Source organism: Paenibacillus sp. LHD-117 (assembly GCF_030929555.1).
Classification (GTDB): domain Bacteria; phylum Bacillota; class Bacilli; order Paenibacillales; family Paenibacillaceae; genus Pristimantibacillus.
The window spans coordinates 1-24159 of sequence record NZ_JAVFVT010000039.1; the positions used below are offsets into that span (position 1 = coordinate 1).

At 46.7% G+C, this 24159-nt stretch carries 20 protein-coding genes; 5 read left to right on the forward strand and 15 right to left on the reverse strand.

Annotated elements, in window-relative coordinates; translation table 11 throughout:
• The first annotated feature begins 624 nt into the window (after nt 1-624).
• The 4 genes from RB620_RS24435 to RB620_RS24450 all read left to right on the forward strand — a co-directional run bounded on the left by RB620_RS24435 (nt 625) and on the right by RB620_RS24450 (nt 9322).
• Complete coding sequence (locus RB620_RS24435; RefSeq protein WP_308098967.1) at nt 625-1575, forward strand: S-layer homology domain-containing protein; 951 nt, start codon at nt 625-627, stop codon at nt 1573-1575.
• A gap of 18 nt (nt 1576-1593) precedes the next feature.
• A complete protein-coding gene (locus RB620_RS24440; RefSeq protein ID WP_308098968.1) occupies nt 1594-2859 on the forward strand; it encodes an S-layer homology domain-containing protein in 1266 nt (421 codons plus the stop codon).
• Between the two features lie 23 nt (nt 2860-2882).
• Nucleotides 2883-8276 (forward strand): Athe_2463 domain-containing protein, encoded by a 5394-nt coding sequence (locus tag RB620_RS24445; RefSeq protein WP_308098969.1) that lies wholly within the window; start codon nt 2883-2885, stop codon nt 8274-8276.
• 566 nt (nt 8277-8842) lie between these two features.
• Complete coding sequence (locus tag RB620_RS24450) at nt 8843-9322, forward strand: hypothetical protein (protein WP_308098970.1); 480 nt, start codon at nt 8843-8845, stop codon at nt 9320-9322.
• Nucleotides 9323-9441: 119 nt separating this feature from the next.
• Here RB620_RS24450 and RB620_RS24455 read toward each other — a convergent pair whose 3' ends face one another.
• Nucleotides 9442-10971 (reverse strand): primase C-terminal domain-containing protein, encoded by a 1530-nt coding sequence (locus RB620_RS24455; protein WP_308098971.1) that lies wholly within the window; start codon nt 10969-10971, stop codon nt 9442-9444.
• Nucleotides 10972-12024: 1053 nt separating this feature from the next.
• Here RB620_RS24455 and RB620_RS24460 point away from each other — a divergent pair.
• Nucleotides 12025-12264 carry a helix-turn-helix transcriptional regulator gene (locus tag RB620_RS24460; RefSeq protein WP_308098972.1) on the forward strand — a complete coding sequence of 80 codons (240 nt, stop codon included), beginning with the start codon at nt 12025-12027 and terminating at the stop codon, nt 12262-12264.
• A gap of 7 nt (nt 12265-12271) precedes the next feature.
• On the opposite strand, the gene RB620_RS24465 is transcribed toward RB620_RS24460, so the two are convergent.
• From RB620_RS24465 to RB620_RS24530, 14 genes are all read right to left on the reverse strand, one after another.
• Nucleotides 12272-12760, reverse strand: a complete 489-nt coding sequence (locus tag RB620_RS24465) for a helix-turn-helix domain-containing protein (RefSeq protein ID WP_308098973.1) — start codon at nt 12758-12760, stop codon at nt 12272-12274.
• A complete protein-coding gene (locus tag RB620_RS24470; protein ID WP_308098974.1) occupies nt 12684-13397 on the reverse strand; it encodes a hypothetical protein in 714 nt (237 codons plus the stop codon). Before RB620_RS24470 ends, RB620_RS24465 begins: the two co-directional genes overlap by 77 nt.
• 9 nt (nt 13398-13406) lie before the next feature.
• Nucleotides 13407-14042, reverse strand: coding sequence for a hypothetical protein (locus RB620_RS24475; RefSeq protein WP_308098975.1), 636 nt, complete (start codon nt 14040-14042; stop codon nt 13407-13409).
• A 68-nt stretch (nt 14043-14110) separates the two neighbouring features.
• Entirely contained in the window at nt 14111-15748 is a 1638-nt protein-coding gene (locus RB620_RS24480) for an amidoligase family protein (protein WP_308098976.1), read from the reverse strand.
• A gap of 141 nt (nt 15749-15889) precedes the next feature.
• On the reverse strand, nt 15890-16087 hold the full coding sequence (locus RB620_RS24485; protein ID WP_308098977.1) for a hypothetical protein: 198 nt from the start codon (nt 16085-16087) through the stop codon (nt 15890-15892).
• 798 nt (nt 16088-16885) lie between these two features.
• Nucleotides 16886-17182, reverse strand: a complete 297-nt coding sequence (locus tag RB620_RS24490) for a hypothetical protein (protein WP_308098978.1) — start codon at nt 17180-17182, stop codon at nt 16886-16888.
• Nucleotides 17183-17711: 529 nt separating this feature from the next.
• The gene (locus RB620_RS24495; RefSeq protein WP_308098979.1) at nt 17712-18752 is read right to left on the reverse strand and encodes a type II toxin-antitoxin system antitoxin SocA domain-containing protein; all 1041 of its coding nucleotides are present in this window, start codon (nt 18750-18752) and stop codon (nt 17712-17714) included.
• Nucleotides 18753-18865: 113 nt separating this feature from the next.
• Entirely contained in the window at nt 18866-19219 is a 354-nt protein-coding gene (locus RB620_RS24500; protein WP_308098980.1) for a hypothetical protein, read from the reverse strand.
• A 96-nt stretch (nt 19220-19315) separates the two neighbouring features.
• Nucleotides 19316-19576: a hypothetical protein gene (locus RB620_RS24505; protein ID WP_308098981.1), complete on the reverse strand. Its 261-nt coding sequence runs from the start codon at nt 19574-19576 to the stop codon at nt 19316-19318.
• A gap of 23 nt (nt 19577-19599) precedes the next feature.
• Complete coding sequence (locus tag RB620_RS24510) at nt 19600-20025, reverse strand: hypothetical protein (RefSeq protein ID WP_308098982.1); 426 nt, start codon at nt 20023-20025, stop codon at nt 19600-19602.
• 81 nt (nt 20026-20106) lie between these two features.
• Nucleotides 20107-20535, reverse strand: coding sequence for a DUF6618 family protein (locus RB620_RS24515; RefSeq protein ID WP_308098983.1), 429 nt, complete (start codon nt 20533-20535; stop codon nt 20107-20109).
• A gap of 1101 nt (nt 20536-21636) precedes the next feature.
• Nucleotides 21637-21993 (reverse strand): hypothetical protein, encoded by a 357-nt coding sequence (locus RB620_RS24520; protein ID WP_308098985.1) that lies wholly within the window; start codon nt 21991-21993, stop codon nt 21637-21639.
• Nucleotides 21994-22333: 340 nt separating this feature from the next.
• Nucleotides 22334-22471, reverse strand: a complete 138-nt coding sequence (locus RB620_RS24525; protein ID WP_308098986.1) for a hypothetical protein — start codon at nt 22469-22471, stop codon at nt 22334-22336.
• 31 nt (nt 22472-22502) lie between these two features.
• Entirely contained in the window at nt 22503-23597 is a 1095-nt protein-coding gene (locus RB620_RS24530; RefSeq protein ID WP_308098988.1) for a tyrosine-type recombinase/integrase, read from the reverse strand.
• Nucleotides 23598-24159 lie beyond the last annotated feature (562 nt).

A 24159-nucleotide genomic window follows, 5' to 3' on the forward strand; every position in this document is an offset into this window, starting at 1 on the left:
GCTGCCCTGGGCGATCCGGAGGGGCGCCAGGGCCGGCGCAGCTGCCCTGGGCGATCCGGAGGGGCGCCAGGGCCGGCGCAGCTGCCCTGGGCGATCCGGAGGGGCGCCAGGGCCGGCGCGCCGGCCTTCTTTGTGAGCGAAGCGAATGCTTTGGGTGCCGTCGACGGAATACGTGCGAAAATGTCGGGCCTTATTCCGAGTCGGATAAGGGCCGGCTATTTGAGCCGTGTGGAGTCGAGAAAGAAGGAGTATTGAAAATACGAGTACTTTCTAAGGCACCAAGTCGATCTTGTATTTAGCTCTACTATTGGTTTTATAGGTAGTCTGATATAGGCTTTTAACCTAGTTATCATACAGGTTTTTTAGTCCTTATTCATCATGTTATTTGCGGAAGTTCAGCTGTAGGATTTTCGACCTAAAATAGCTACAATATTACCGATAATATAGTATTCAAACCATGGACAAAAGTACCTAATTTGGTATATAATATATGTAGTAATTTATGGAGTTATTTGTATCTTATTTATGGTCATCACGGAGGGGAGCATACGTATATTTAGTACAATTTGTAAGCCGAAAAGGAAGAGAGAAACCTACTTATATCAACTTGAAAGGATGTCCAAAATGAACCGAAAAATTCTATCTTTGATGATTGCGATCTGCTTGATTACGAGCCTGATCCCCATTGCTGCTACCGCCAAAGAAGAAGTTAAAATCACAAAGACTTTCGAACTAACCAATGCCGTTGACTATATCTCGTTCACTCTCGAAGGTTTTGATGGTGAATTTGCCTCAGTCATGACAATTCCGGGGGGGAACAAAATTAGCAGCTCGAAGAGCAACAAGATCGTCAATGGAGATAAAACCTATTGGTCGAACAACTACATATTGAAGCCAGCCCCCAAAGGAAAATACGTTTTTGAAATTACAGCTCCAAAGAGTTCTTATTACAACCTCGTAGTAGACATCCCATTGTTCAGCGATATCGCTACGCACTGGGCAAAGGATGCCATTACAGATTATGTACGAAAGGGAGTTATTAACGGGTACGGCAATGGTCGTTTCGGCCCCGATGATGATGTTACTGGTCAAGCCCTGATTAAAATGGCTGTGCTTGCCTTAACCGAAGAACTTCCAAACGGGATGAGCCAGTGGAAAAAAGAATTTCGCTGGAAGGTAGCAAACGAGGATATTAGCACTGAAATGGGCTGGCAAGAGTACAAGTTCGTAGCCAACCCCGGAGAACATTGGTCACAGCCCTATACAGCTGCTGCCAATGATGTTGGAATTAGCACTAATTGGAGTGAAAGCCAACTTAGCAAGTCTTTTAAGCGTAAAGATGTGGCGCTGCTTGTGGCGAACATTATGAGTCTCGTCAATTCAAAGGAAACACCTAATCCAACTGCATATAACGATTTGGCAGCTCTTAATGCCGAGTACAAAAAAGCGATTGGACTCGTTAGCAGCAGCGCCATTTTTAACGGTTACCCGGATGGCTACTTCAGACCTGAAGCCGTCGTAACCCGTGCGGAAACAGTAAAAATTCTGTCGAGACTTGATGGCTATTTGCAATAATTTGAGGAGGAATGAAAAATGAAAAATCAAATTTCTCGTTTGTTAATCGCAATCATTACAGTAAGCCTGACTCTTCAGTTAGGAGTATTTAGTGCTTCGGCTGCTGAGAATACAAAATTGCCATTTAACGATATTTCCAATCACTGGGCTAAGGATAATATCCTCAAAGCTTACGAAAGTGGGTTGGTAGACGGTTTTCCAGACGGAACATTCCGTCCAGACGACATCGTACAAGCGGATCAGTTCATTGTCATGATGCTCCGTGCTCATAGTGTTACCCAAAACGGGAAAACGGAGTTTGACCCATCTTGGTATAAATACCTGAAGGAATGGCAGCCTGCGTACTTGAACAAAATTATGGTCACAGTCTATCAGCAAAATTTTAAATTTCAACAAGCTACAACGGGCTATTGGGCGAAGCCATTTATTGATTTTATTTACGAGACTCCGTTTATTTATAGCGACGACACCGTTTTCCCAAAGAATTATGACCTATATAAGAAGCAAATCAAAAGAGAGCAAGCTTCCTACCTACTGGGACTATGGTTTGATGCGTTTGAAACATCCTATCAAATTCAATATAAGAATTTCGTACTGAGCAAAGCGGATATCAAGGATATTAAATCATTCGGCTTGAATGAGAGTACCTACCTTGGTCAAATTCTTATTTCAGGTCTTATGAATGGCTATCCGAACAAATACTTTTACCCTAAACGGTATGTTACTAGAGCCGAAGCATTGACGATGGTGCTCCGTTTGAGAGATGCAAGTCTACGGCAGCCGTTTAAACCTAGTCTCACTGGTCAGCACTATATTGAGCAAGATGGGCAAGTTTATTTGTTTAGCGACAAGTTCAAACATGATACCTATAAAAAATTTATTGAGCTGTCTCAATTGCATGTTAAATCGGGGTATGTGGCTCAAGATTCTGCTAGTATAGTTTCAATTTATAAATCAAAAGATGATTATGACAAGTATATTTTCATGACCAAAATGATGAGATTCGAAGACAGGCCCGACGATGAGGTAACGGCTTTCGTTGGAGATGATACAGACAGGACGATCGGCATTAGCTTCCCAGAATTATCGAAATTCACAAATAGCAAACCTTATTTGAACGCTCTTTATGAATTGCTGGCTGGTAAAGGAAAAGGCGTAGAGCTAAAGAGCAAGGTTGATGGATTTATTAGTAAAAACTCTCCAGAAACTGAATTCACAGTGAACAACAAAAAATTCAGATTTTTCACATCTGGAAATCGGGCTTGGATCTCACTCTCCTACTAAAAATAATAAGAAGGTGAACTTGAATGCGTAAGCGCGGTAAGAAATTTGCTTTGCTTTTACTGGTTACTTATCTCCTTTCTTTTACCGAATTCATTCCTTTCGAATGGTTCTCGATTGATTCCGCAAGCGCAGCTCCATCAACTGTGAATGGACATCAAAATTCATGTAAATATGATCCTATCAATGATGGTCCCATTCCTTCACACGTGAAGCCATGCTCGACCAATGGCTTTAAGTTTAATTCAAAATATTATTACAAAACGTGGGTACTTAGTAGCGAGCCGTATAAAACGGCTCCTCCACGTAATCTCGTCGTATATGGTGACATCGATTCAGTAGGGGATATTCAAGATTTCAAAAAGGGATGGCAGCCAGATGGGCCTAGCTCCAAAATCCTTACTGAAGGGCACTTCTATGCATACAGCCCAAATGATGGTGGCATGACGTTTGGTGAATACCGCTATCTAGGATTTACCCAAGACGGAAATCTCTTCTCCAATATTCATTTTATTATCGATTCGGATTCAGGTAATAAGTTATCATCCAAGCACTGGGTCTACAGGCCATGGGAACAACTACCATCTTGGTATGAAAGAAAGCCTGCTACACCAGGAGCTGTTTATAATCGCGACAGAAACGTAACCGACGATAAATTCCGAAATATTCGTGATTATCTGAAGGAGGCGCTGAGTTTTAAGATTACTCAAGGCGTCAAATATGCTGATCGTTATAATGTGTTATCTGGCGTAGAAGACCAAGACCCTCGCTTGTATATGTCTATTGAACAAGCTCCTTCAACGCGTGAAAAGGGTTCAGGCACCATGTATCACTATAGCTGGGAAACACATTCCCTTTGGTATCATACTTACACATTGCCAAAATTAGACGATACGCCAAAAATACCTGTTCCTACCGTTTGCGTTGCTCAACCCGTTGATAACAAACCCGTCCAGATTGGGAAAAGCAATAAAGTGAGCGTCCAGGTGAAGGTCCTCGGTACACTTCAGGATGAACTTTTCTATGGTGATCCCTATAATATGTTCTCCATGTATACGCGCGATGACATCAAATACTGGCGTTTGGATATGCAAGATAAAGCAAGCGGTACGTACAAGCAGCTCTCGTCTCAGAATGCAAAAGATGGCGTGATTGTGAAGGATAACAAAGCTTCGGCGATCTTTACGGTAGACATTGATCTCAATAAGCTCGATAAATCCGATGAAAAGATGTGGAAGTTTAAGACGAATGCCGGTGCGTTTGCCATTTATTATAATCATACGACCAGCAAGCCGGCGCTCTCTTATCAATATTGCAACGTAGAAGTTAACGTCCAGCCTACCGAAAAATCCACGATGCAAAGCGATTTCGGCGTTGTGGAGACCATTCAGTTCGAGAAAAAATCATCGTTCGTTAATGAAATGGTTGGCTACCAGGATTTTTCATACGGCAAAGAAGTCGATTACTACGACTTCGAAATCATTTCCGAATCTGACGGAACAAAACAAACCCGTAAATTCGATCCTGCTATTCCTGAAGTGAAAGCACCAAAGACCGGGTATCTGGATCAAGCGGCGGTTAACAACTTCCTGTATAGCTTCATGTCATCTAAATTCATAGGGGAGGAAATAACCGGCACGACGGCGATACAAAAGACATTTTTTATTAAGCAAACCATCGTTGATAAGGATTCAACGGTTAATAACAAGTCAGAACGGGTTCGTAATGTAACGGTCATCCATACCCCGATTCCAGGCTGTAAACCTGATGATCCCAGTCTACTGACACCGAAACAATTCATTACTCCTAAATCCGATTGGCCACTAGATTGGTATGATGTCGTACCGTTCCCGGTCACCGATGCGCCGCCAGATTTGGTTCCGACAAAGAGCTGCGAAACCCCAGCTGACTACAGTGAATTCTCCAAAGAAGTGTTCATTGACGGAAAACGTGTTGATGCTGACGCGTTCTACGCTGGAGACTACGTGTTTGGAGAAGATCAAGCTGGCCTTCGTGAAGTTACAGCCACTTTTACTGCTCCGGACGGATCCGTGTCGCATAAAACCATGTTTGTTGTTGTGCATCCAACGAAACCGAATGTTGCCATCAAACTGGAGGGCCTTTACAAGCAGAATCGTACGATGAAAGCTATCGATTACTCGGCTGAGACAAACGATCCTTGGGTGGAGGAGCGTGCTCCGCTAGAGATTACATCATTTAGCTTTGTAAAAGGGAATGACCCTAATTTAAAATGCCGAACCGGGTACTGCGAAACCAATCTCTCTGAAAAAATGTTTCTTTACAAGAAGCCCGGTAACTATCAAATAAGCATAGCCGCTAAACGGGTCATTAATTACGATGGCGGCTCAATTACGCGCTATTCGGATCCTTATGTTGTCGATTATCAGATCTTGCCCGATCATAAGCCGGCCATCGCCGCTCAGGTATACACGCCGCAAGGAAGTAGGCTCGACGAGCTGCAGCTGTATTACGATGTTGAAAGTACGGATGGCGATTTTGTATCTGAGAAGCAGCTAAAGGTCTATTATGATTCCAACAATGATGGAACCTTTGACAAGCTGGTTTATGAAACAGAGGACGATATCACGGCTCTTCCTAAATTTGAACAGCTTGGACAGTATGAGATTGTTGTAGATGCCAAGGAAGGAACGGATCAGGACCGTCTCATGGAGTTCATTAGCCCGGCAGATGATCAGAAGCACCAGATCCGAGCCTACTTCTTCATAGACAATTATGCACCGACAAGTGATCTTTATTTGGATGTGCCAAATCAAAAGGCCGATATGGACGTTTATTTCATGCTCGATCAGAATTTGAAGCAAAGTTCTGCCGATTATGTCCGCTATAATAAAGTCACATTGACGAATGCATTTAATACAGCAAATATGATAGCGAACATTGGCATTTGGGACATGAAAACCTATATCGACGATCAGTCTGCCAGCACAAGCAGCAGTACGGGCTCTTCTTATCCACCAAGCTCCATATCTTATAGTTCAAATGGATATTCGGGCACACTTAGTCGAACGAGCGTTTCTAATAGCCCGTATCAACAGGACAATGGCAAGTACGTGAAAGTCACCGATTCCATGACCGGTACTGATACCTGTGGTCATACGAAAAACTATTCTTATGATTCTAAGGGCAACTATTCCGTAACCTACGATAGCGGCGGCTGTCCTTCCTCCGTGGGCTATAGCAGCGGTGGTTACTCAGGTACTTTAAGCCGAACAGGTGAATCGGGTAGTGGTTGTCCGAGTAAAAGCACGCCTGGAAGTTCGTGTACCGGAAGTTGGACTGCATATTATTCGGGAACTGTAACTAGAACAAGGGATGTTTGGCAATCTAACTGGGTCACTTATGACAGCTACACCGGTTTTTATAGCGGTACGATCCATAAACCGATTCGGCAGCCCTATGACACATCGTACATGAGAGCCGTACCGACGAAATATATCATCTATATTTCAGATTCGACAGTCTCTCAATTGCCAGATCTCCAGAATGTCATGCAGAAGCACAATGCGTATTTAATACTGGTTGGGTCCAGCGATATCCAACCTCAAATGACGCACGATAAGTACATCGCAAATGATGCCGCTATTGAACAAGTCATGGATAAGGTGATTTCCTATATCGCAGAGAGCAATCCGGCAAATCCGAAACTGCTACGCTTAGTCGGAGAAAATATCGAAACGGTCACGGCCACGTTTGATGCGGAGAGCGATTCTCTTCCGATTAGCAACAGTCAACTCCAGATAATCCAGGATCCCAACTATTACGACAACTCGCTTGGCTTCGATTCCTGGAGTGGTAAACTGCTAATATCGGACAAAAACTCTGCCAATTGGCGGCCGTATCAATCCAACGTGACACTAAATAAACCAGGCAAATATCAATTCATTCGTCGGACCAAAGACGTTCCAAGTACGGATCCTAATTTCGCCATGTACGGCTATTATTCCAACGAATCGGCTATCGATGTTTTTGTCCATCGAAAACCGATCGCGGATGTCACGCTAGACTTTGATTATGTTCCTGCATCCAACACGTACAAATCGACATGGGTCGATTTGAGCTATGACCTGGATCATAACATTACTCGCGCGGCAACGGATCGAGGAATTCAGGCACGTAGCATTAAACTTACAAACCAGGGCACGGGCGAAGTATTTACACGAATACCTACCGAGCTGCCTCCAGGAAGCTACTTGCTTGATTATATGGCGCAGGATATCGAAGGGGTTTGGTCCGATCCTATCCAACGAACCTATGTACTGCCAGATACCGTTCCTGTTCAGTTTAAATCGAATCTGAGGACACAATATAGCGGCTTTTCCATAAATAGCGTGCCGGCAAGCGAGAATATTGTGGCAGATCAACTTTGGACCAGGTATCCGTATTCAATATCTTTGCAAATGACGATGGGCAGCATCCTATCCAGGTCGGTTCCGTACTACACGGGAACGAAGACTGGAAACGACATCAACTGGAGCAATGAGACCTTTACGATTCCAAACACGACACCTGATGGCCTGTACACCTTCCGGATTCGTGCAAATGGATCCGTAGCAGGTTCGTATGCTGAGAATACTTACAGCGTTCGTGTCGTGACTCCAATTAATTTGACTGGCCAAATTAACACGTTAACTGCCTCAAAAAATGTCACCTCGTTAGTAAAGGGAGACACGTATGAGCTTCAGGCCGGTACGACAAAATATCCAGATGCAAGTGTGAACAGCAATGCCACACAGGTTACCATTTTTAAAGGAACGGCTTATCAGCAGATCGTAAATCTGACCTCCACGACTAACAGCACGACTGGATACGGTTCGAAGACATGGAATAGGACATTTACTGTTGGAAATATTCCTCAAGGCAGCTACACATTTGAATGGCGCTCGAGGACACCGAATGGCAATGTTGAGACCGTTACAAAGACAATCGAGGTCGTCAACCAAAACTTCCAAGTAATCGATGTGTTGCCTGATGTTGAATACTATGTGCCAGACATCGATAAACCGGATCAAAAGTATTTCATTGTTGGTAAGGAAGGCGTCGCCTCGTATGATGTGAATGTTCGCGTAAGTAAGCCTCTAGGTGGCGGTAGCAATAATGTCACTGTAAGGCTTACGGTGGAAGGGTACAATAAAACCGTGGTCTTAGAGAAAGTCGTCAATGTTGGATCTAGCGTGACGACGGTTACCTTCGAAGATATCCCTAACATTACAGAAGACGAGTTACGAGCCTACCAAACTGATAAGGGGAAAATGCGATATTCTACCTTGCGGTTTACGGCAGAACTAATTTCCGGCGGTTCAGAAACGACCATGACGGATAACATCAAGAAAAACTCGATCTTCACCGGTGAAAAAATCAACTCTCAACTGATTGACTAAAGTTAAAGAGCCCAGGTCAAAATGACCTGGGCTCTTTGCGCTCCGCTTTAAATACGCAGGAACTGCTGGCCGACGTCGCCGCGGCCGGCACCTGAAGCACAATCGCCGCCGGCGTGACGTTCCTCGTGCGCGGCCGGGTGTGGCCATCGATCGCGGCGCAGCTGTCTGCCGGCGGCGGATCCGGAAAAGCAGCTGATCGGCGTCGCCGCGGCCGGCTTCTACAGCACGATCGCCTCCAGCGCGTCGTTCCTGGTGCACGGCCGGGCGTGGCCATCGATCGCGAAGCTGCTACGCGTCGCCGGCGGATCCGGAGGAGGGGGCTGTTGGCCAACGTCAACGCGGCTGCTCCTGCAGCACGATCCCCGGCTCGAGACGTTCCTTGTGCGCGGCCGGGTATGGCAGACATCGTGGAGTTGTTGCACGCAGCCGGCGGATCCGGAGCGTAGCTGTTGGCCATCGTCGACGTGGCTACTCTTGCAGGAGCTCGCCGGCTCGAGACGTTCCTGGTGCGCGGCCGGAGATGGCCAGCCATCGTGGAGCTGCTGCACAGAGCCGGAGCGTAGCTGTTGGCCATCGTCGACGCGGCTACTCCTGCAGGAGCTTGCCCGCTCGAGACGTTCCTGGTGCGTGGCCGGGTATGGCCAGCGATCGTGGAGCAGCTGCACGCAGCCGGCGGATCCGAGCGCAGCTGTTGGCCATCGTCGACGCGGCTACTCCTGCAGGAGCTTGCCCGCTCGAGACGTTCCTGGTGCGTGGCCGGGTATGGCCAGCGATCGAGGAGCAGCTGCACGCAGCCGGCGGATCCGAGCGCAGCTGTTGGCCATCGTCGACGCGGCTACTCCTGCAGAAGCCGGCTCAAGACGTCCTGGTGCGCGGCCGGGCATGGCCAGCGATCGAGAAGCAGTTACGCATCGCCGGCGCGCGTCGAGCTGCAGAAGCATGCGGCGGCCGCGATCCTGAAGCGTAACCGGCAGTGCGAGCAATCCAGAAGCAGCTGCGCATCACCGGCACCCGTTGAGCTGCAGAACCGTGAAGTGCCACGCTAGAACCTAAAGGCTACAAGCATAAAAAATACGAGTCCCATACGTAGAGGTAATGTTGATAACGAAAACCACGTTACCCACATAAGCTACGTTAGCGGGGGGCGGAGCTCCCCAACAAAACATCACCCATCCGTATCGGGACGCTCTAGTAATTCTCTAATCCGGCTGCCAGGCAAGGGCCGCAAACCAATAGCGAAAAGAGGTAATAATGTATTTGCGTCGTGAACGCTCGTACGTGTGCTATACGTATATCGAGCGGCTTGAGCTTGCTGTTTGATCGACACTGGCAGCGTAGTTAGACCAGCTGTACCACCATTGGATACTTGCCTTAGAAGCTCTTCTGGAGCTTCATTGATTTCCGTCTCTTCGCTTTGTACTTCCAAAATATAAAGTGATACAAACGATCGGCCGTCTCTGATAGACTCAACTTTTAGAACGCCTTCATCCTTCAGCTGCGCGATTACAAACTGCAACGAACGCAATTTAACCCGCAGGGTATCCGCTAATTTTCTTTGAGACATACTTAACGACACGTGGAATTCTAGCTTATAGCGCTTTAGATACTTCAATAGATCCTCCCGGATCTCAGAGAAATGGTCTTGACGAACGGCCCGTTCCTTTTTTGGGGTAATTGGACGTAGACGTTCACCGGTCAACGCCTGGACCACTCTCCAGGAAGGGAACTTGTAATCTCCATCGTAGGCGTGCTGAATACATCTCTCCACCTCATCGAATGGAAACCCGTCCTTAATTATTTGATTATGCCAAACTCTCATACGATCGGTTGCTTCCTCTATACTGATCTCATCGTGTTTCATAGCAATGGCCAATGTGAAAGCAGCATTATTCCGCCCGAGTTTTCTCCCGTTAGCAATTGCAAGCTTAGCAAAATCGCCATTCAAAAGCTTCTGAATAGCAGGCTGCCTGAGCAATTTTCCGTATTGAACAGATGCATCAAAATTAGTTTGTAATGGCATCTCGTCGAGTTCAAGGATTCCTTCATAAAAGCCTAATTCTGGTTTGTCCAAAGGATTAAAATAGACTACATTATCCGGGCGTGGTACACGAAAATAATGCTCTGCAGAAGCCGCATGCGGATCAGAACCAATTAGCCTGGCGATTTTCTTTAGCACGCGATCATATTGCTGTATGGTCTTATTGCTATTCCACATTCCTCGCATTGGCTGCATCGGCAAATACACGTGGTATCCGGATGAGGTCTTGATGACAGCAGACACACGAAAGCCAAATGATTCTACATGTTCGATAAGTTCCAACGGGGAATAAAGATTCAATGCTTCCAGCTGCTCTTTATCAAAATCAAAGAACAAGCCAACGAGCCACCGGATCTGACGTTTAAAGAACGATTTATTTGTGTAAGATAGATTTGGACGATAGTATTTGAATCCCTCGTTGATTCGTTGAAATAGAACGGGGAAGCTTCTAGCAGATTTCGGTTTGAACTTCATAGCCTCGGCGTCCTTGGCCAACGCGATCCAGCCAAACTGATTCTGCTTCACAAATACCCGCTCGAGGTTAGGCATCGTCATACTCGTAATGTGGCCCTCATACAGATAATGTAGAAGCTCCTCGTGTAAAGCCGGTTCAGTAGTTAGTTGGTACTCTTCCTTGTACGCCATTGCAAATGCCATTCGTGAAGTCTCCCTTACGATGAAATGCAAACCGATTTTTGACAATAAGAAACTAGAGCCTATGCCCTTAAATTTTTTTCGAAATTTAAAAGGGGCTTTTCATATTTTCCATGTAATTGATAGACCATTTATGATTTAATGGCTGCTTGTTGAGCAGGCCCTGAAACCCATGTAATCCGTCGAAAGATGTAGACCGCTTTGCCCTAAGTACCCAAGATTGTATACAGTTTTTTGTGAGAATCTTAGAATCTTTGTCGTAACATGTCGAAATCGAACTTGTTTTGTCGACAAAAGCTTCTAATCTCTTGAAAATCTCGTTTTTGCCTGCTATACTGTATACAATCGAAAGACAAAATTAAAGACGACCTCCATTCACCATTTCAAAAAATGGGAAGGAAGTTTTGCAAGGAAGTTTGGCAAGTTTGATGTTGCCGAGGCGGATTACCAGTCCGGATCGTCGGCGGCCACGGGTTACCAGCCCACGGCGATCTTTCACCTACACCTACAAATTACTCTTTAAAGCCCCTCAGACACCACTCTGAGGTTTTTTTCTATGTAAAACGCATGATCGGGTTACCAATCCGCTCACACGCTATTACCCAACAAAAAAGGGCAGATGCAGTGCTGGAAATGCGATTAGTCGCATATCCCGCCTGACATCTGCCCGTTGTATACCGATTCTCCAGGGGAAGCCACAGTGCCCGAAATTACCAGGGTTTTTCACTGCGATTTCTGACTTCCCCCTCTTGATAACCCGTTAGCCATCAAGTATACTAAAGACAGATGTCAAGTCAATTGGAATCCACTTTATCTCCTCGGGGCCGAATCCAAAGGATGAAGTGGATTTCTCATTTCTTGTGAACATTATAGCAAGGGTTGCTAGAGACTAGCAATCCTTTTTTTCATTTCATCCACATCTGGACAGTTTTTATGTTCTTTATATTTACATTTTGTTGCTTATTGTATACATACTATTGATAGCAATAGATTGTTAGCTAGATAAGTTCTCTCTATTTTTGATACGCTATTCTCTATAAAGAGAGGGCGATATCCTTGAGAAAATTACCGAAACCACAACCATTGAAGGCGCTTAGATCTATCAAGCATTTGACCCAGGAACAACTAGCTCATGCCGCAGGTATCACTCTGCTGTATTACCGCAAGATTGAAAAAGGCCCCGCTAATGGCGGGAGTGTACCCACCGTTAAAATTGCAAAGAAAATATCGAAATCACTCGGCGTCACCGTCTACGACATCCTGGAATGGGAAGAAGAAGAACCAGAAACCTTGTGATCTGCGCTTAAAGCTCTACCTTAGGAGCTCCGTACTTCTCGATCAGGGCTTCCCTATGAATTAGCCATTGGCGCCCCTTCTGCAAAACGAGCCCTCGCCTGATCTCTGTATCGAACTTCCGATCTCGCTTGATTGAATTATTTAAAAGCGTATTTGGTGTAATGTCAAAAGCCTTCTCTGCATCCTGAATCGTTAAGTAATCATCAAGTGTTTTGCTCAACACTCTAATTTGAAGACGGCCGGCTTGCTCCAGTTCACCCAAAATGATCTGCAGCTGCTTCAATGCCACGCTGGCCATTTCAATGTCATTCAGTACTTTCGTTAAATCCGTTAATTCCTTTACTTCGCTCCGGAAATTGAATTCCACTTCGGCCAGCACCGCCCCAGTGGGCTTCACCGGAGTAAGAGACGTTTGTTTCTCATGAATAAACTTTTTCAGCTTCTCCAGAGCCTTGATAACTGCCGACTCTTTCCCCTTTATTTGAACCGTAATCACCTGTAGCTTCCCCCTTCGAGCGTGGTCGAATCACACAAACTCTCCAAACAATCCGATCAGGCATATAATAAACCCGTCCATAGAACTCTTCCTGTTTACGACTGAACTTCGCTTTTGACATGACAAGGAAATAGACTGGAGTCATTACCCCTTCATACTCTACAAGATCAGCCATTGATTGTATCTTCGCGCGCTGCTTAGCCCCAAAGTCCGTATATGTGTTACCGATAAAAACCGGATTCTCTCCCCATACATCGCTACTTAGCATGGCCAAATCATCATTCATGCACCGAATACTTGCTTTCATGGACTTACGCTGCTTCATTTTCCGTGCATTCACGTGCAGCTTGTACACGTTCTGACTTGCAATCGGTTCTTTGCGTACAAAAAGTCGCGCTAGATTCACATGGACGGGCATGACAAAATAATAACTCAGCCCCAGCTCTTTCGACTTTTTACGGTAATACTCCATAGTGAGTGCTGCAGAAGCGAGGTAGGCTATGGCTATTATCGCTAAGACTACCGAGAGGGTTACCATCTCCCACACAAGAGAAAAGAAAGCAATAATAATAACAATTGAAACTCCTAGACCCGCGATTTCATCAGAACTGAACCAGGACCACCATCTATTTTTCATAGCAGCATCCTACTTGCGAGTAGGACTTGTACGGTAATATTTGTATTCCTCTACCCTATCCTCGAGTTTCACGTAATGAGGCTTCCATGTTGGCTCCTGCAGCTTCTCAGGATCTACCTTAATGTAATCCGCGAGCTCGCCGGCACCTGGAATTACCGGGAAAGGTCCTCTCAGATCGGCTTCTGTCGTGACGTCTTCCGACTGTACACTGAAGGTTGGGATCCGCTCGTAAAGCTCCAGGTAACCACACTTTACAAGTGAGGCCATTGTGGTCCATTCATCCCAGAAATCCAAAATGACCGGTTCATTTTCGTTATCAAATTCAACTGCTCCTGCCTCATCAATCTCATCCTGGTGACGTGAAATCAGGTTGTCGAAAAAAGGACCTGCTCCGGAGTAGACACGTGCATGAACGCTAAGCGCAGCCAACGTCTGACCAGCGACGTCTCTCAATAAGCGGCCAAGCATCATGATTTGTGTTGTACGATCGTCACAATCGCTGTATGCCGGGTCGCAGAGAAGATCGAACAAACCGATCGGCGTGTCCGATTCTCCTCTTTGGCCAGAATATAGTTGAAAGTAATAGGGACGCTGTGCTGTACCAACTTCTTCAATCCAGTTTCTTGTATCAATAAACTTCTTCATGGTCGATCCCTTCCCTCAGATGGTATTTTCCACATAATAGCATTGACTTTTTAAAAAGTCAATGCTATCTAGCTTCTCCCTCTCTCGAATAACCAGGCGGCTGCTAAGCGGTCTCTATCGTTCCCAAGCACGTCTGCGAACTTACGGAAGTGATCCACTTCCATGTCCGCAGAACAGTCATCCGAGCGTCTGAGATGATCATCAACTTGATTGAAAGCCGGCGTCAAAGCACTTTGCCTACTACTTTTTTGAATCACAGCAGCTTGATGTACAAGTGCGTTTGCAACTTGTATTTGTGCCTGCCATTGACGGTGATCTAGTGTTGAATTTGGATATCTCATTTCAATTGCTGGTCGTGGTTGGTAAGAATCATCAATATTTGTTGTATTGAAAAGTGTATATCGACTGCTCGATAAGCGTTGTCTGGCCAATGCTGCAGGTTCCAATGCGTTTATCTGCCTGGCGGAAGAAGGCAATGGTGCTGCATAATCTGTTCCTCGATGTCGGCCTGCTTGTCCAGTTTGCCGATAACCATCTGCATCAGCCCCACCAATTCGATAAATGCTCTTCTCATAGGCCACCCCAATTCTCGCGAGACGCTGCCACGCATGAGTACGATGATCCATTGGTGCAATTCCAATGTGAACATGACCTCCACAGGAATCATTGACACTGCATCCTAGTTCTTTTAATCGGGTACATGCTCGTTCAATTTGTTGCCAAGTTTCTGGTCGATCGTAAAGGATTGGAGAAACGAGTTCTAGACCTCTTGGTTCGATTGAGATATCTGTCTCTAGCTTCCAATAACCAGGGCCGGCACTGCCCATATGATACGCATGATAATCCGGACGATCTAAGAGTCCTTCTTCATATAAAGCTCGAGCTACTTCGCTGGCTGAGACATTCCGCGGAAAAGTAAACTCCACTTCCATACCAAAGCTATTTCCGGTATTCCCTAATACATTATCGTACTGATAATCCCATTCTTGTTTAGCACGACGTTCTAAGTCATCCCAGGCTTCATCATCCTCGTGGACAAGCACTCCGTCGAATCCTCTTGATTGGCGCCATTGATCCAGGACAGATTCTCTTTCTTCTTCAATTAGCCAATCCGATGTCGCGAATGAACGCAGCGCATCCTCGTGTCTTGATTGATCAACAATTGAACGGATTGTAGGATCGACCTGAACCTCTCTAGGCACAGTAAACTCAATATCTCGGCGTGCAGCATTAAAAGCATCAATATGTCTGCATGTACCACCAGTGAACCTTAACCTATGTTGGAAATGTAAACAGGTACATGAAGCCGGTGTCACATCATACGTATGTCCCGAAGCCGAAGAAACGCGCCCATGATGTTCATCCGAAAATTCAACTCGACAGTCTTCGGTTTGGCCTCTTGCCTGGGACCAAACATTAGATACCGTTCGGTCTATAGAAACTTGAGGCGAATTCTGCAGGTCGTTATTATCCCCCCCTGCTCTCCTCCTAGATAACCTTTGTCTATATGCCTCCTGAGCAGCTATAGCAGCGTGTATTTGTAATCGGTTTGCATCGAGTTGAGCACCGATAGAAGTCGCATAGGCTAAAGCCTTTTCAAAAATAACACCAAATCGCTTGGCACAAACAGGACCCATGGAGACAGCTACAGAAGTTGGGTTCGTGAGTTTTCTATTACATACTCGACATGTGCTAAAAGCCGGCATCACGCAAACACTCCTTTTGAACTACCATATAGTTCAATTCTACCATTTAAGATAATAGTTTCATATAAATATTTGACTTTTTTAAGAGTCTTATCGGTTACTTGCAGAAACGCTGTGAAGTAACGATCGCGCGGTATGGAGTCACCTCCGTTGCAAAGCCCGGCCGCGAACCAAGTATCGTAGCACCGAATCCTCACGCTGCAGATCCGGATCTCGCCGGCGCAGCTGCAGCTCGACGATCGCCGACAGCGCTGGCCAACCACCAGGAACGCCGCGGAAGCCGCGCGCTATAAATCCGGATCCCGCCGGCGCAGCAGCAGCTCCGTGATCGCTGGCCACACTCGGCCGCGCACCAGGAACGTCTCGAGCTGGTTCCTGCAGGAGCAGTCACGGCGACGTTGGCCAACAACTCCGGATCGGGATCCGCCGGCGGTGAGCAGCAGCTCCGCGCTCGATGGCCACACTCGGCTGCGCACCAGGAACGTCCGCGGCTGCCACACGCTGCAGCTCCTCGTTCGCCGGCTGCGCTCGGCCAAGAACCAGGAACGACCACGGCGGCCAAGTGCTGCAGCTCCTGATCACGGCTGCACCTGGCCAAGCACCCGAGATGTCCGCGGCGCCCGCTCGCTGCAGATCCGGATCCCGCCGGCGCATATGCAGCTCCTCGTTCGCCGGCTGCGCCTGGCCAAGAACCAGGAACGCCGGCGGCGCGCAGCAGCTCCATGATCGATGGTCACACTCGGCCGTGCACCAGGAACGTCTCGTGCCGGTGATCGTACTGAAGGTGCAGCCGCGGCGCCGTTGGCCAATAACTACGGACCCGGATCCGCCGGCGGTGAGCAGCAGTTCCGCGATCGATGGCCACACCCGGCCGCGCACCAGGGACGTCTCGAGCCGGCTCCTGCAGTGGCAGCCGCGGCGACGTTGGCCAACAACTCCGGATCCGGATCCGCCAGCGGCGCGCAGCATCTCTCCGATCGCTGGCCACACTCGACCGCGCACCAGGAACTTCTCGTGCCGGTGATCGTGCTGCAGGTGCAGCCGCCGGCGACGTTGGCCAAGAGCTCCTCTTCCGGATCCGCCGGCCTCGGGCGGCAGCTTCGCGATCGATGGCCATACCCGGCCGCGTACCAGGAGTCACGCGCCCGTAATCGTGCTGCAGATGTCGGCACGGCGCCCTACAGCTCCTCCAGATCCGCCGGCGGCGCGCAAGCTGCTCCGCGATCGATGGCCACGCTCGGCCGCCACCAGGAAAGTCTTAAGCTGGATCCTGCAGGAGCAGCCGCGGCGACGTTGGCCAACAGATCCTTCTCCGGAGCTGCCGGCTGCGTGCAGCAGCTCCGCGATCGATGGCCACGCTCGGCCGCGAACCAGGAACATCTCGAGCCTCTGACGTACTGCAGGTGCAGCCGCCGACGACGTTGGCCAACACATCCTCTTCCGGAGGATCCGCCGGTGGCGCGCAGCAGCTCCACGTTCGCTGGCCGCGGCCGGCCCGCGTACCAGGAACGTCTCGAGCCGGTGATCGTGCTGCAGGCGCAGCCGCCGGCGACGTTGGCCAACAGCTCCTCTTCCGGATCCGCCGGCGGTGCGCATCACTTCCGCGATCGATGGCCACGCCCGGCCGCGCACCAGGAACGTCTCGAGCTAGATCCTGCAGGAGCAGCCGCGCGACGTTGACCAACAGCTCCTCCTCCGGATCCGCCGGCAGCTCGCAGCAACTCCGTGATCGATGGCCACGCCCGGCCGCGCACCAGGAACGTCTCGTTGGTGATCGTGCTGCAGGCGCAGCAGCGGTGTCGTTGGCCAGCAACTCCTTCTCCGGATCCGCAGGCGGTTCGCAGCTGCTCCTCAGGCACGGCCGCGCAGCAGGAACGTCACGCTACGGCGATCTGCAGGATCATAACATGCTCATATAAATAAAAAAGACCCATCATATTTGCGATGGGTCTCCTGCTTAATATCAGATTTCTCTTAAACTCATTGCGTAGTTATAGTCAATCGGCAGCTCATTTTGCGTCTCGATCCATGCTTTTTCTTCATGAGAATAATCACTTATTTTTCGCGATCCAAAAGATTCAAAAGCATAATTGATCTTCTCCAGCGTCGCAAGTTCTTCATGCTCTAAAACCGTTGGATCAAATTCTTGTGCAGACCTTACCTCCATACGTACCCAACCATCATCATGCTCATGCTCGTCAATCTTAATGATGTTCATATGTTGGAGATGAGCCAACAAGATATCGTGATCCTTCGGGACCGGTCCGAATTTTAGTCTTTGATAAACAGCTCCGCTAATCGAAACGGTTTGTTTCTTGAAATAATAAAAATCAGAGAACCACAACAGCTTCATCAGCTTAGTTTTATTAACACCAGCTCGTGTAAAGTACAAAATCATGTTTACAAATTTATCGAAATCAAATTCACGATAACCGGATAATGCAGTATGTGAGTAGCCCTTATAAAGCTTTTCAATGATTTCCTCGTCCGGAATTAATGACTCACTGTCAGTGCGTACAAGTGATTCATTTCCTCCTATCCAAGGAGCCAAAACCTCATTGACTTTATTGAGCTCTCGCTTCGATAAAGATCCACTATTAAGGTTATAATAATCAACGATCTTACCAGGATTGTTTTGCAACTCACGGTATATATCCAGTATCTTAGTACTCATTGCGACGCCAGGGTCAGCTTCATAACGACCAACACTCGCTGGACCGATACCGATCAATTTTGCAAATGGTCTCTTCCCTAAACTCAGATATTGACCTCGAACCGCTCGAATTTCACTTACATTCAATCCGCCGAACAGTTCATTATAAGTCTTATATATCATTTTCATTGCGTCATCGAGCAACTGTTCGTCGTGAACTTCAGATCCACAGTTCGCACAAGTTGCAACTATTACCTCGACATCAAAAGAGCGGCCATGTAAGGTATGCTTCTCCACCACGGATTTAAGTATGCTTTCTTGTTTTTGATCACAAGCATCGCAGTATCTCATTGGATTTCACCATCCCTTAATTAGATTTTATGTAGGACTTCTTTATGTACAGTTCATAAGAGGAGTAGCAATAATAACTCCTCTTATGTACTTAGTTATCAAATTTGTATGTATCAGTATTCTGCAGGATGGAACGAAAGGCAGACGCATAATTCGCCAGTATCAGTGCTTTTAATTTTGACTTTTACATAAGCATTCACACCATTTGGCATCGACTTCATAAAAAAGTAAATGAGTTCTCCTGAACCGTTATGGTCAGGTTCAGGCGGTTTGTATAAATCTTTCCTAGTTAGTTCCAGCAATGATTGCCATATCTCGATTGAACTAGAAAAACCAAGTTCAATTAAATCCGCCCTTACATTACGACTTTTTCGATGAACAAAATGCCGGTAGTTTTGTCCTTTTTGGATTAGCATCTTCATTCTACTCAAAAACAATTCGATTTCCTTATCTGAATCGTTGTCCATCTCCCCACACCTCCTCTCTACAGTTATTATACCACAAACGCCCCTTAAATGATACCACTTTTATATAAGTGGTATCATTTAAGGGGCGTTTGATAATTAGACTTGTTGACGTTCAAGGTAAAACACCGACATCCGATTTCCTGGATGTTCAGTAAAATCAACTTGAATATTGTACTTCCTGCTCAGGCCCATTCCAATTCCATCGGCAAATCCACCGCTCGCCGTATTGAAATCAAATCGGATCGGAGGTATCCCATTATGCTCTCTAATTAGTTGCAGGATTATTTCTACGCATTCTGCCGCAGATGCATCGTCGCTTATTCTGTACCACCCATCTTTAAAACGTTCATAACTCATCTCAGCAACTCCAATACTTATTTTCACTTAGCCTTGTCCAAAGTACGCCATGCCGGTGAATGGTAAGCATGTTTCTTTTCATCCCATATCATTTGAACTTCCTTGATTTCATCGTCCATTACGGTTGTGTAATTCGAAAACAGATGTTGCTCTACCCAGCGGATCTGGCTTTCCAGCACTTCAGGCTTGCCCCAGTGCTTCTCATGAAAAATTGCGTCAAAGAAAGAATTTCGAATCTTCGTTGCAATTTGTGCGATAAAATTTTGTACGCCTGGCGTTCCTTCCTTTGCCGTGATGGTAACCGTGACTAATTTATTTTCCACCATATCCACCGGCTGCCCAACACGGATCTCAACATCACAATAGCAAACCTCAACTTCATTTTTTTCATTCCTACTAAAATTTGACCCCAAGTATGGAAATTGGAAACGATAAATACCTGAATGCATAGGTCATCTCTCCTGTCTTTGAGATTGAAGATTTTTATACTTCTCAATAATAACCATCATATCATGTAATGTCGTTCGATATTATTTATCAGATTTATCTTCATCAGACTTTTTCTGCAAATCATTTTGAAAATCCTCAATGGAGCTCGTAAATCCAGCAGCCTTCATCACAGCAAAAATTTCTTCGCTGCTGTCCACTTCCTGAATTTCGTTGGCCTCCGCAAACACCCGCAAGGCTTCCGCGATGGAAATCCCATCACTTTCGTTTTCCATGGCTGCGCCGATCTTCTCCACGTTGTAGTGCTGGTCACGCAAGTCTCCAATAATAACGCCCGCATTCCAATCGGGCACACACACGAACCATTGTCCGAATGCAGCTGCACCAAAATATAGTGAAATGCCCGACCCCTTCGCGCTGATATTCAAATAGTAGTGGCTGCCGTAGTTCTTGTTGCTCCGAATCTCTCCTTGCCATTCCTCTTTCCCGTTCCTACAATTAAACTTCATCATTCGTCTCGTCTCCTCCTAAAACTCTACTGATTTCGTTCCTGACCAATATCGCCAGCTACTTCATTTTTCAGCAGCTCAGCCGGGGCTCTTAAACCGATCGCAGGTGCTTCTGCATGCTGACAGTTGCCATCGTACTGTTCATTTCATTTCAGTAAATGCTTTATTGTTTCCAAGTTCCATACTTCAGTTTCGTCGAAATCAGGCAGTGTACGCTCATAAATCGGTCGGCTATCGCTCGTCGTAACGTTTAACGGCCGTCATCGCTGCTCCTCCTCAAATAGTATTCTTGACAGGCACCACAATACCTCGGCTTAAACCCGCGTAATATCTTCGGCTCCGACCACTCATTCCCGCACTGAGGACATAGCCCCAACGCTTCGCGTAGGATTTTAATCCTACGGACACGTATTCGATTAATGCCGCGACGGCGCTCGCCGTGCCTCGCCCAGTACCTCGGGTAATGTATGGACATGTACTTTTTGTTTCGGTAGATGCGCGCACATTCGTCCATACAAGTTAATGCGCTCGTTCCCTTATGTTCAAATTCGGTCCCGCACACGACACAGGGACGAACTGAATCAATTCTCCGACGCTCGTTTCTCAATGGATTAATTCGGTCTTTGTTTTCTCGATAAAAAACTATGGCTGTCGTCCGATCGTATTCTGCCGCGTGTATGGGCTGGCATTCAGGACAGAAACGTTGATTTCCACCTTCCACAGTATAGTCCGTTCCACAACGTTCACATTTATCAATGCTGCCAAGAGGTCTAACCAAACCCTTGCGTTTCTTCTGCTTGTGTTCACGGTTCCGCACCTTCTGCCGTTCCGTTCGACAGGTCGGGCAATAGTACGCCCTTGGGCCGCCCTCGAAGACGGCGCTGCATTCCTGACATTTCCGCTCCATCAAGGACATTCTATCACCCTATCTCTCATGGCGTCGGCTCCATTTATATTTCAGTATTTGTCCCTTGGTCCAGATTGGCCCGCTCGCTAACTGCTGAGTCGGTCCCGGAAATTTCCCGCGCGCGATGTATGTCCGCACCTGCTGCTTTTGCCAGCCAAGGATATCAGCAGCCTCGGCCAGCCCAGCAAGCGCGGGAACTACTTTCCCTCGCCGAATTCCTCGTCGAGTGCTTTGTTCACTGCTGCCGCCAAGTCCTCCAGATCGACGGCTGCTGCTTGAGAAACTACAGCATGGACAGCTTCGGATCCATATTCCTCGTTCAACCCTTGGATTCTCTCATAGAGTTCTTCACCGTCGCGAGCGACCTTCTCCCACCAATCGACCGTGTCTTGACTAGCCGTGAAGTCGTAGCCGAATTCGTCTATGCGCTCGAACTGGTGGGGCTCCGTACCGTACCCATCATAGTTACCGATCATGTCACCCAGGATATTAATTCCGTTCTCCATCCATCTTATCGTTTCAACTTTACCGGTTTCTTTGATCATCACTTTCATGTTCAACACCCTTTCAAATACGATTTACTTTATAAATCAATTATATAACATATGTTTTACAAAGTAAATCAAAACTGAATGCGAACACGCATGTATTAAACTTTCACCACGATGCCTAATAATCAACTTGTTCGGTGTCGTCGAACTGCGACACTACTTTGGTGCATCGCCAATTTTAAAAGTGGTTTCAGTGTCGCAAGTTTGGCAAGTAATGATCAATTTATCGTTTGTCTTATCTAATACGTGTAGCTTGTCTCTGTTGCACACTCCGCAATGCAATCTATTGGTGATTGTAAAATTCACCTTCCACACTCCTTCACAATTTGGATTCTATAATTCATTACTGTTCCTTTTTTTCGTTAATACCGTAGCTTTTATTGAGTCCACTAATAAATTTGTCCCATGCAGCCATAGCCTTCTGGTAGGCCGCTTCCGTCTCAGCTCTCAGCTCATTAAGGTTTTGGGATTTATCGCTCATCCTTTGCACCACCTATTCCTCTTGATTGATGTCACTTCAATTCCCCATTGTTGGGTTGATACTCCTCACGTAGCTCTTCCGGCAAATTCGTGTAAGTAGTCAAATAGCGGTCATTAGCATGTGAAAGCTCCTGCTGCAGCACCAATCGGTTTCCACCAGTACGGATTGAAAGATAAACTGCATAAGTATGTCGGAATCGGTGCGGTGTTAGTGGACTGAGCTTCCGGTATGGATCCTGTTGTTCCGCATCATGTAGATTCCCAATGTGACGCACAATCTTGTTGACGCGACTCACGTTTAAACGATCGTCGCCATCTTCTCCCTGCCCGTTTAGAAATAATGCCCGAGATCCTGGTTTCGCATCAAGTGGTCGTTCATACTCCAGGTAATCAGCTAACGCTTCTCGCGTATCCTGGTCGACGATTATCTTGTTTGTTTCGGTCCGCCCCTTGCCTCTAACCCGCTTGATTCGAAAGCGTCGTGCCGCTCTTAATGCATCTGGTTCATTTGGCTCCAGCTGGTCTATGTCGATATTAATCATCATCTCCCTTCGGATACCACTCGCCAGAAACAAATATACGATTGCGCGGTTGCGCTTTGGCCTGGCATTTTTCCGAATCGGTGGTCGTGGATCATTGGACCATTTACGCCCCTTCATAATATAGAAGCGCTCGAGCCGATCAAGCAAATTAATGAGCGATCGCAATTGCGGCTCTGATAAAGCTCGGACGTCTGGCGCAGGAAGTTGTATGTCTTTCAGACCCTTTCCCTTCGTAGGATCCTCTGGAAGTAGATGCGGAACCTTTTCATTCAGCCATCCCATAAACAGCGAAAGATGCGCTTTATGGTTGTTGACTGTTGCGGCTGCGAAACCTGCACCGTTATCGTAAAGATCATCCAACCACTTCCGGACAACTCGTTTTGTTGCAGCGCTGATTCGATCATGACCAAGCTCATTACGAAAATATTCGATGAAGCGCTCGATCTGCTTCTTAATTTTCTGCTCAACACCCTTCGATCGTAGTCCGTGGATTTCATCCTCCAGGAACCGTTCTAACCAATAGGTAAGTGAGTCGGATCCGGCATCGTACGCAATCAAAACCTTCTGTGCCCCTTTTTTCGGCACTTATACCCTCTCCTTTGACCATGCTTCTCTATGGATTCTATCATGAAATGGGAACGGAAGGTATCTTCCGTTCCTAGTTTTTAAAAGTAGAATTTTAGGGTTTAAATGTTCCAATAAATGCATACTACTAATTAGACGGTGAAAACTTAACTAAGTTAATAGTCATTTAATTCTATTTGCAGTCATACACATAAGCGTGTCCTAATTTTGTGAATATTCGTGTTTGGAATAACTTTAGAAGTGAGAGTATAGAATTATGGAATAGACGTTATTCGAAAGAGAAACTGTCTATACTACTTCAAGAGAGGAGGCGATGCTATTGATTGTTTGAAGATTACCCCAAACTAAATAATAGAAAAGAGGCGGTCTGAATGGACTTGTTGATTCTTCTTGGTACACTCTCCTTTCTAACTGACAAAGACAGTATTGATCTAATCAATAGCTACTTAGAATTCTTTGTCATGGTGAGAGCGGTCATAAAAAAAGATGAGACCCTCGACAATGAGCCGAAGGTCTAAACCCAATAGACTATCATCCTAATGACGCTTGCCGGCGTACATTA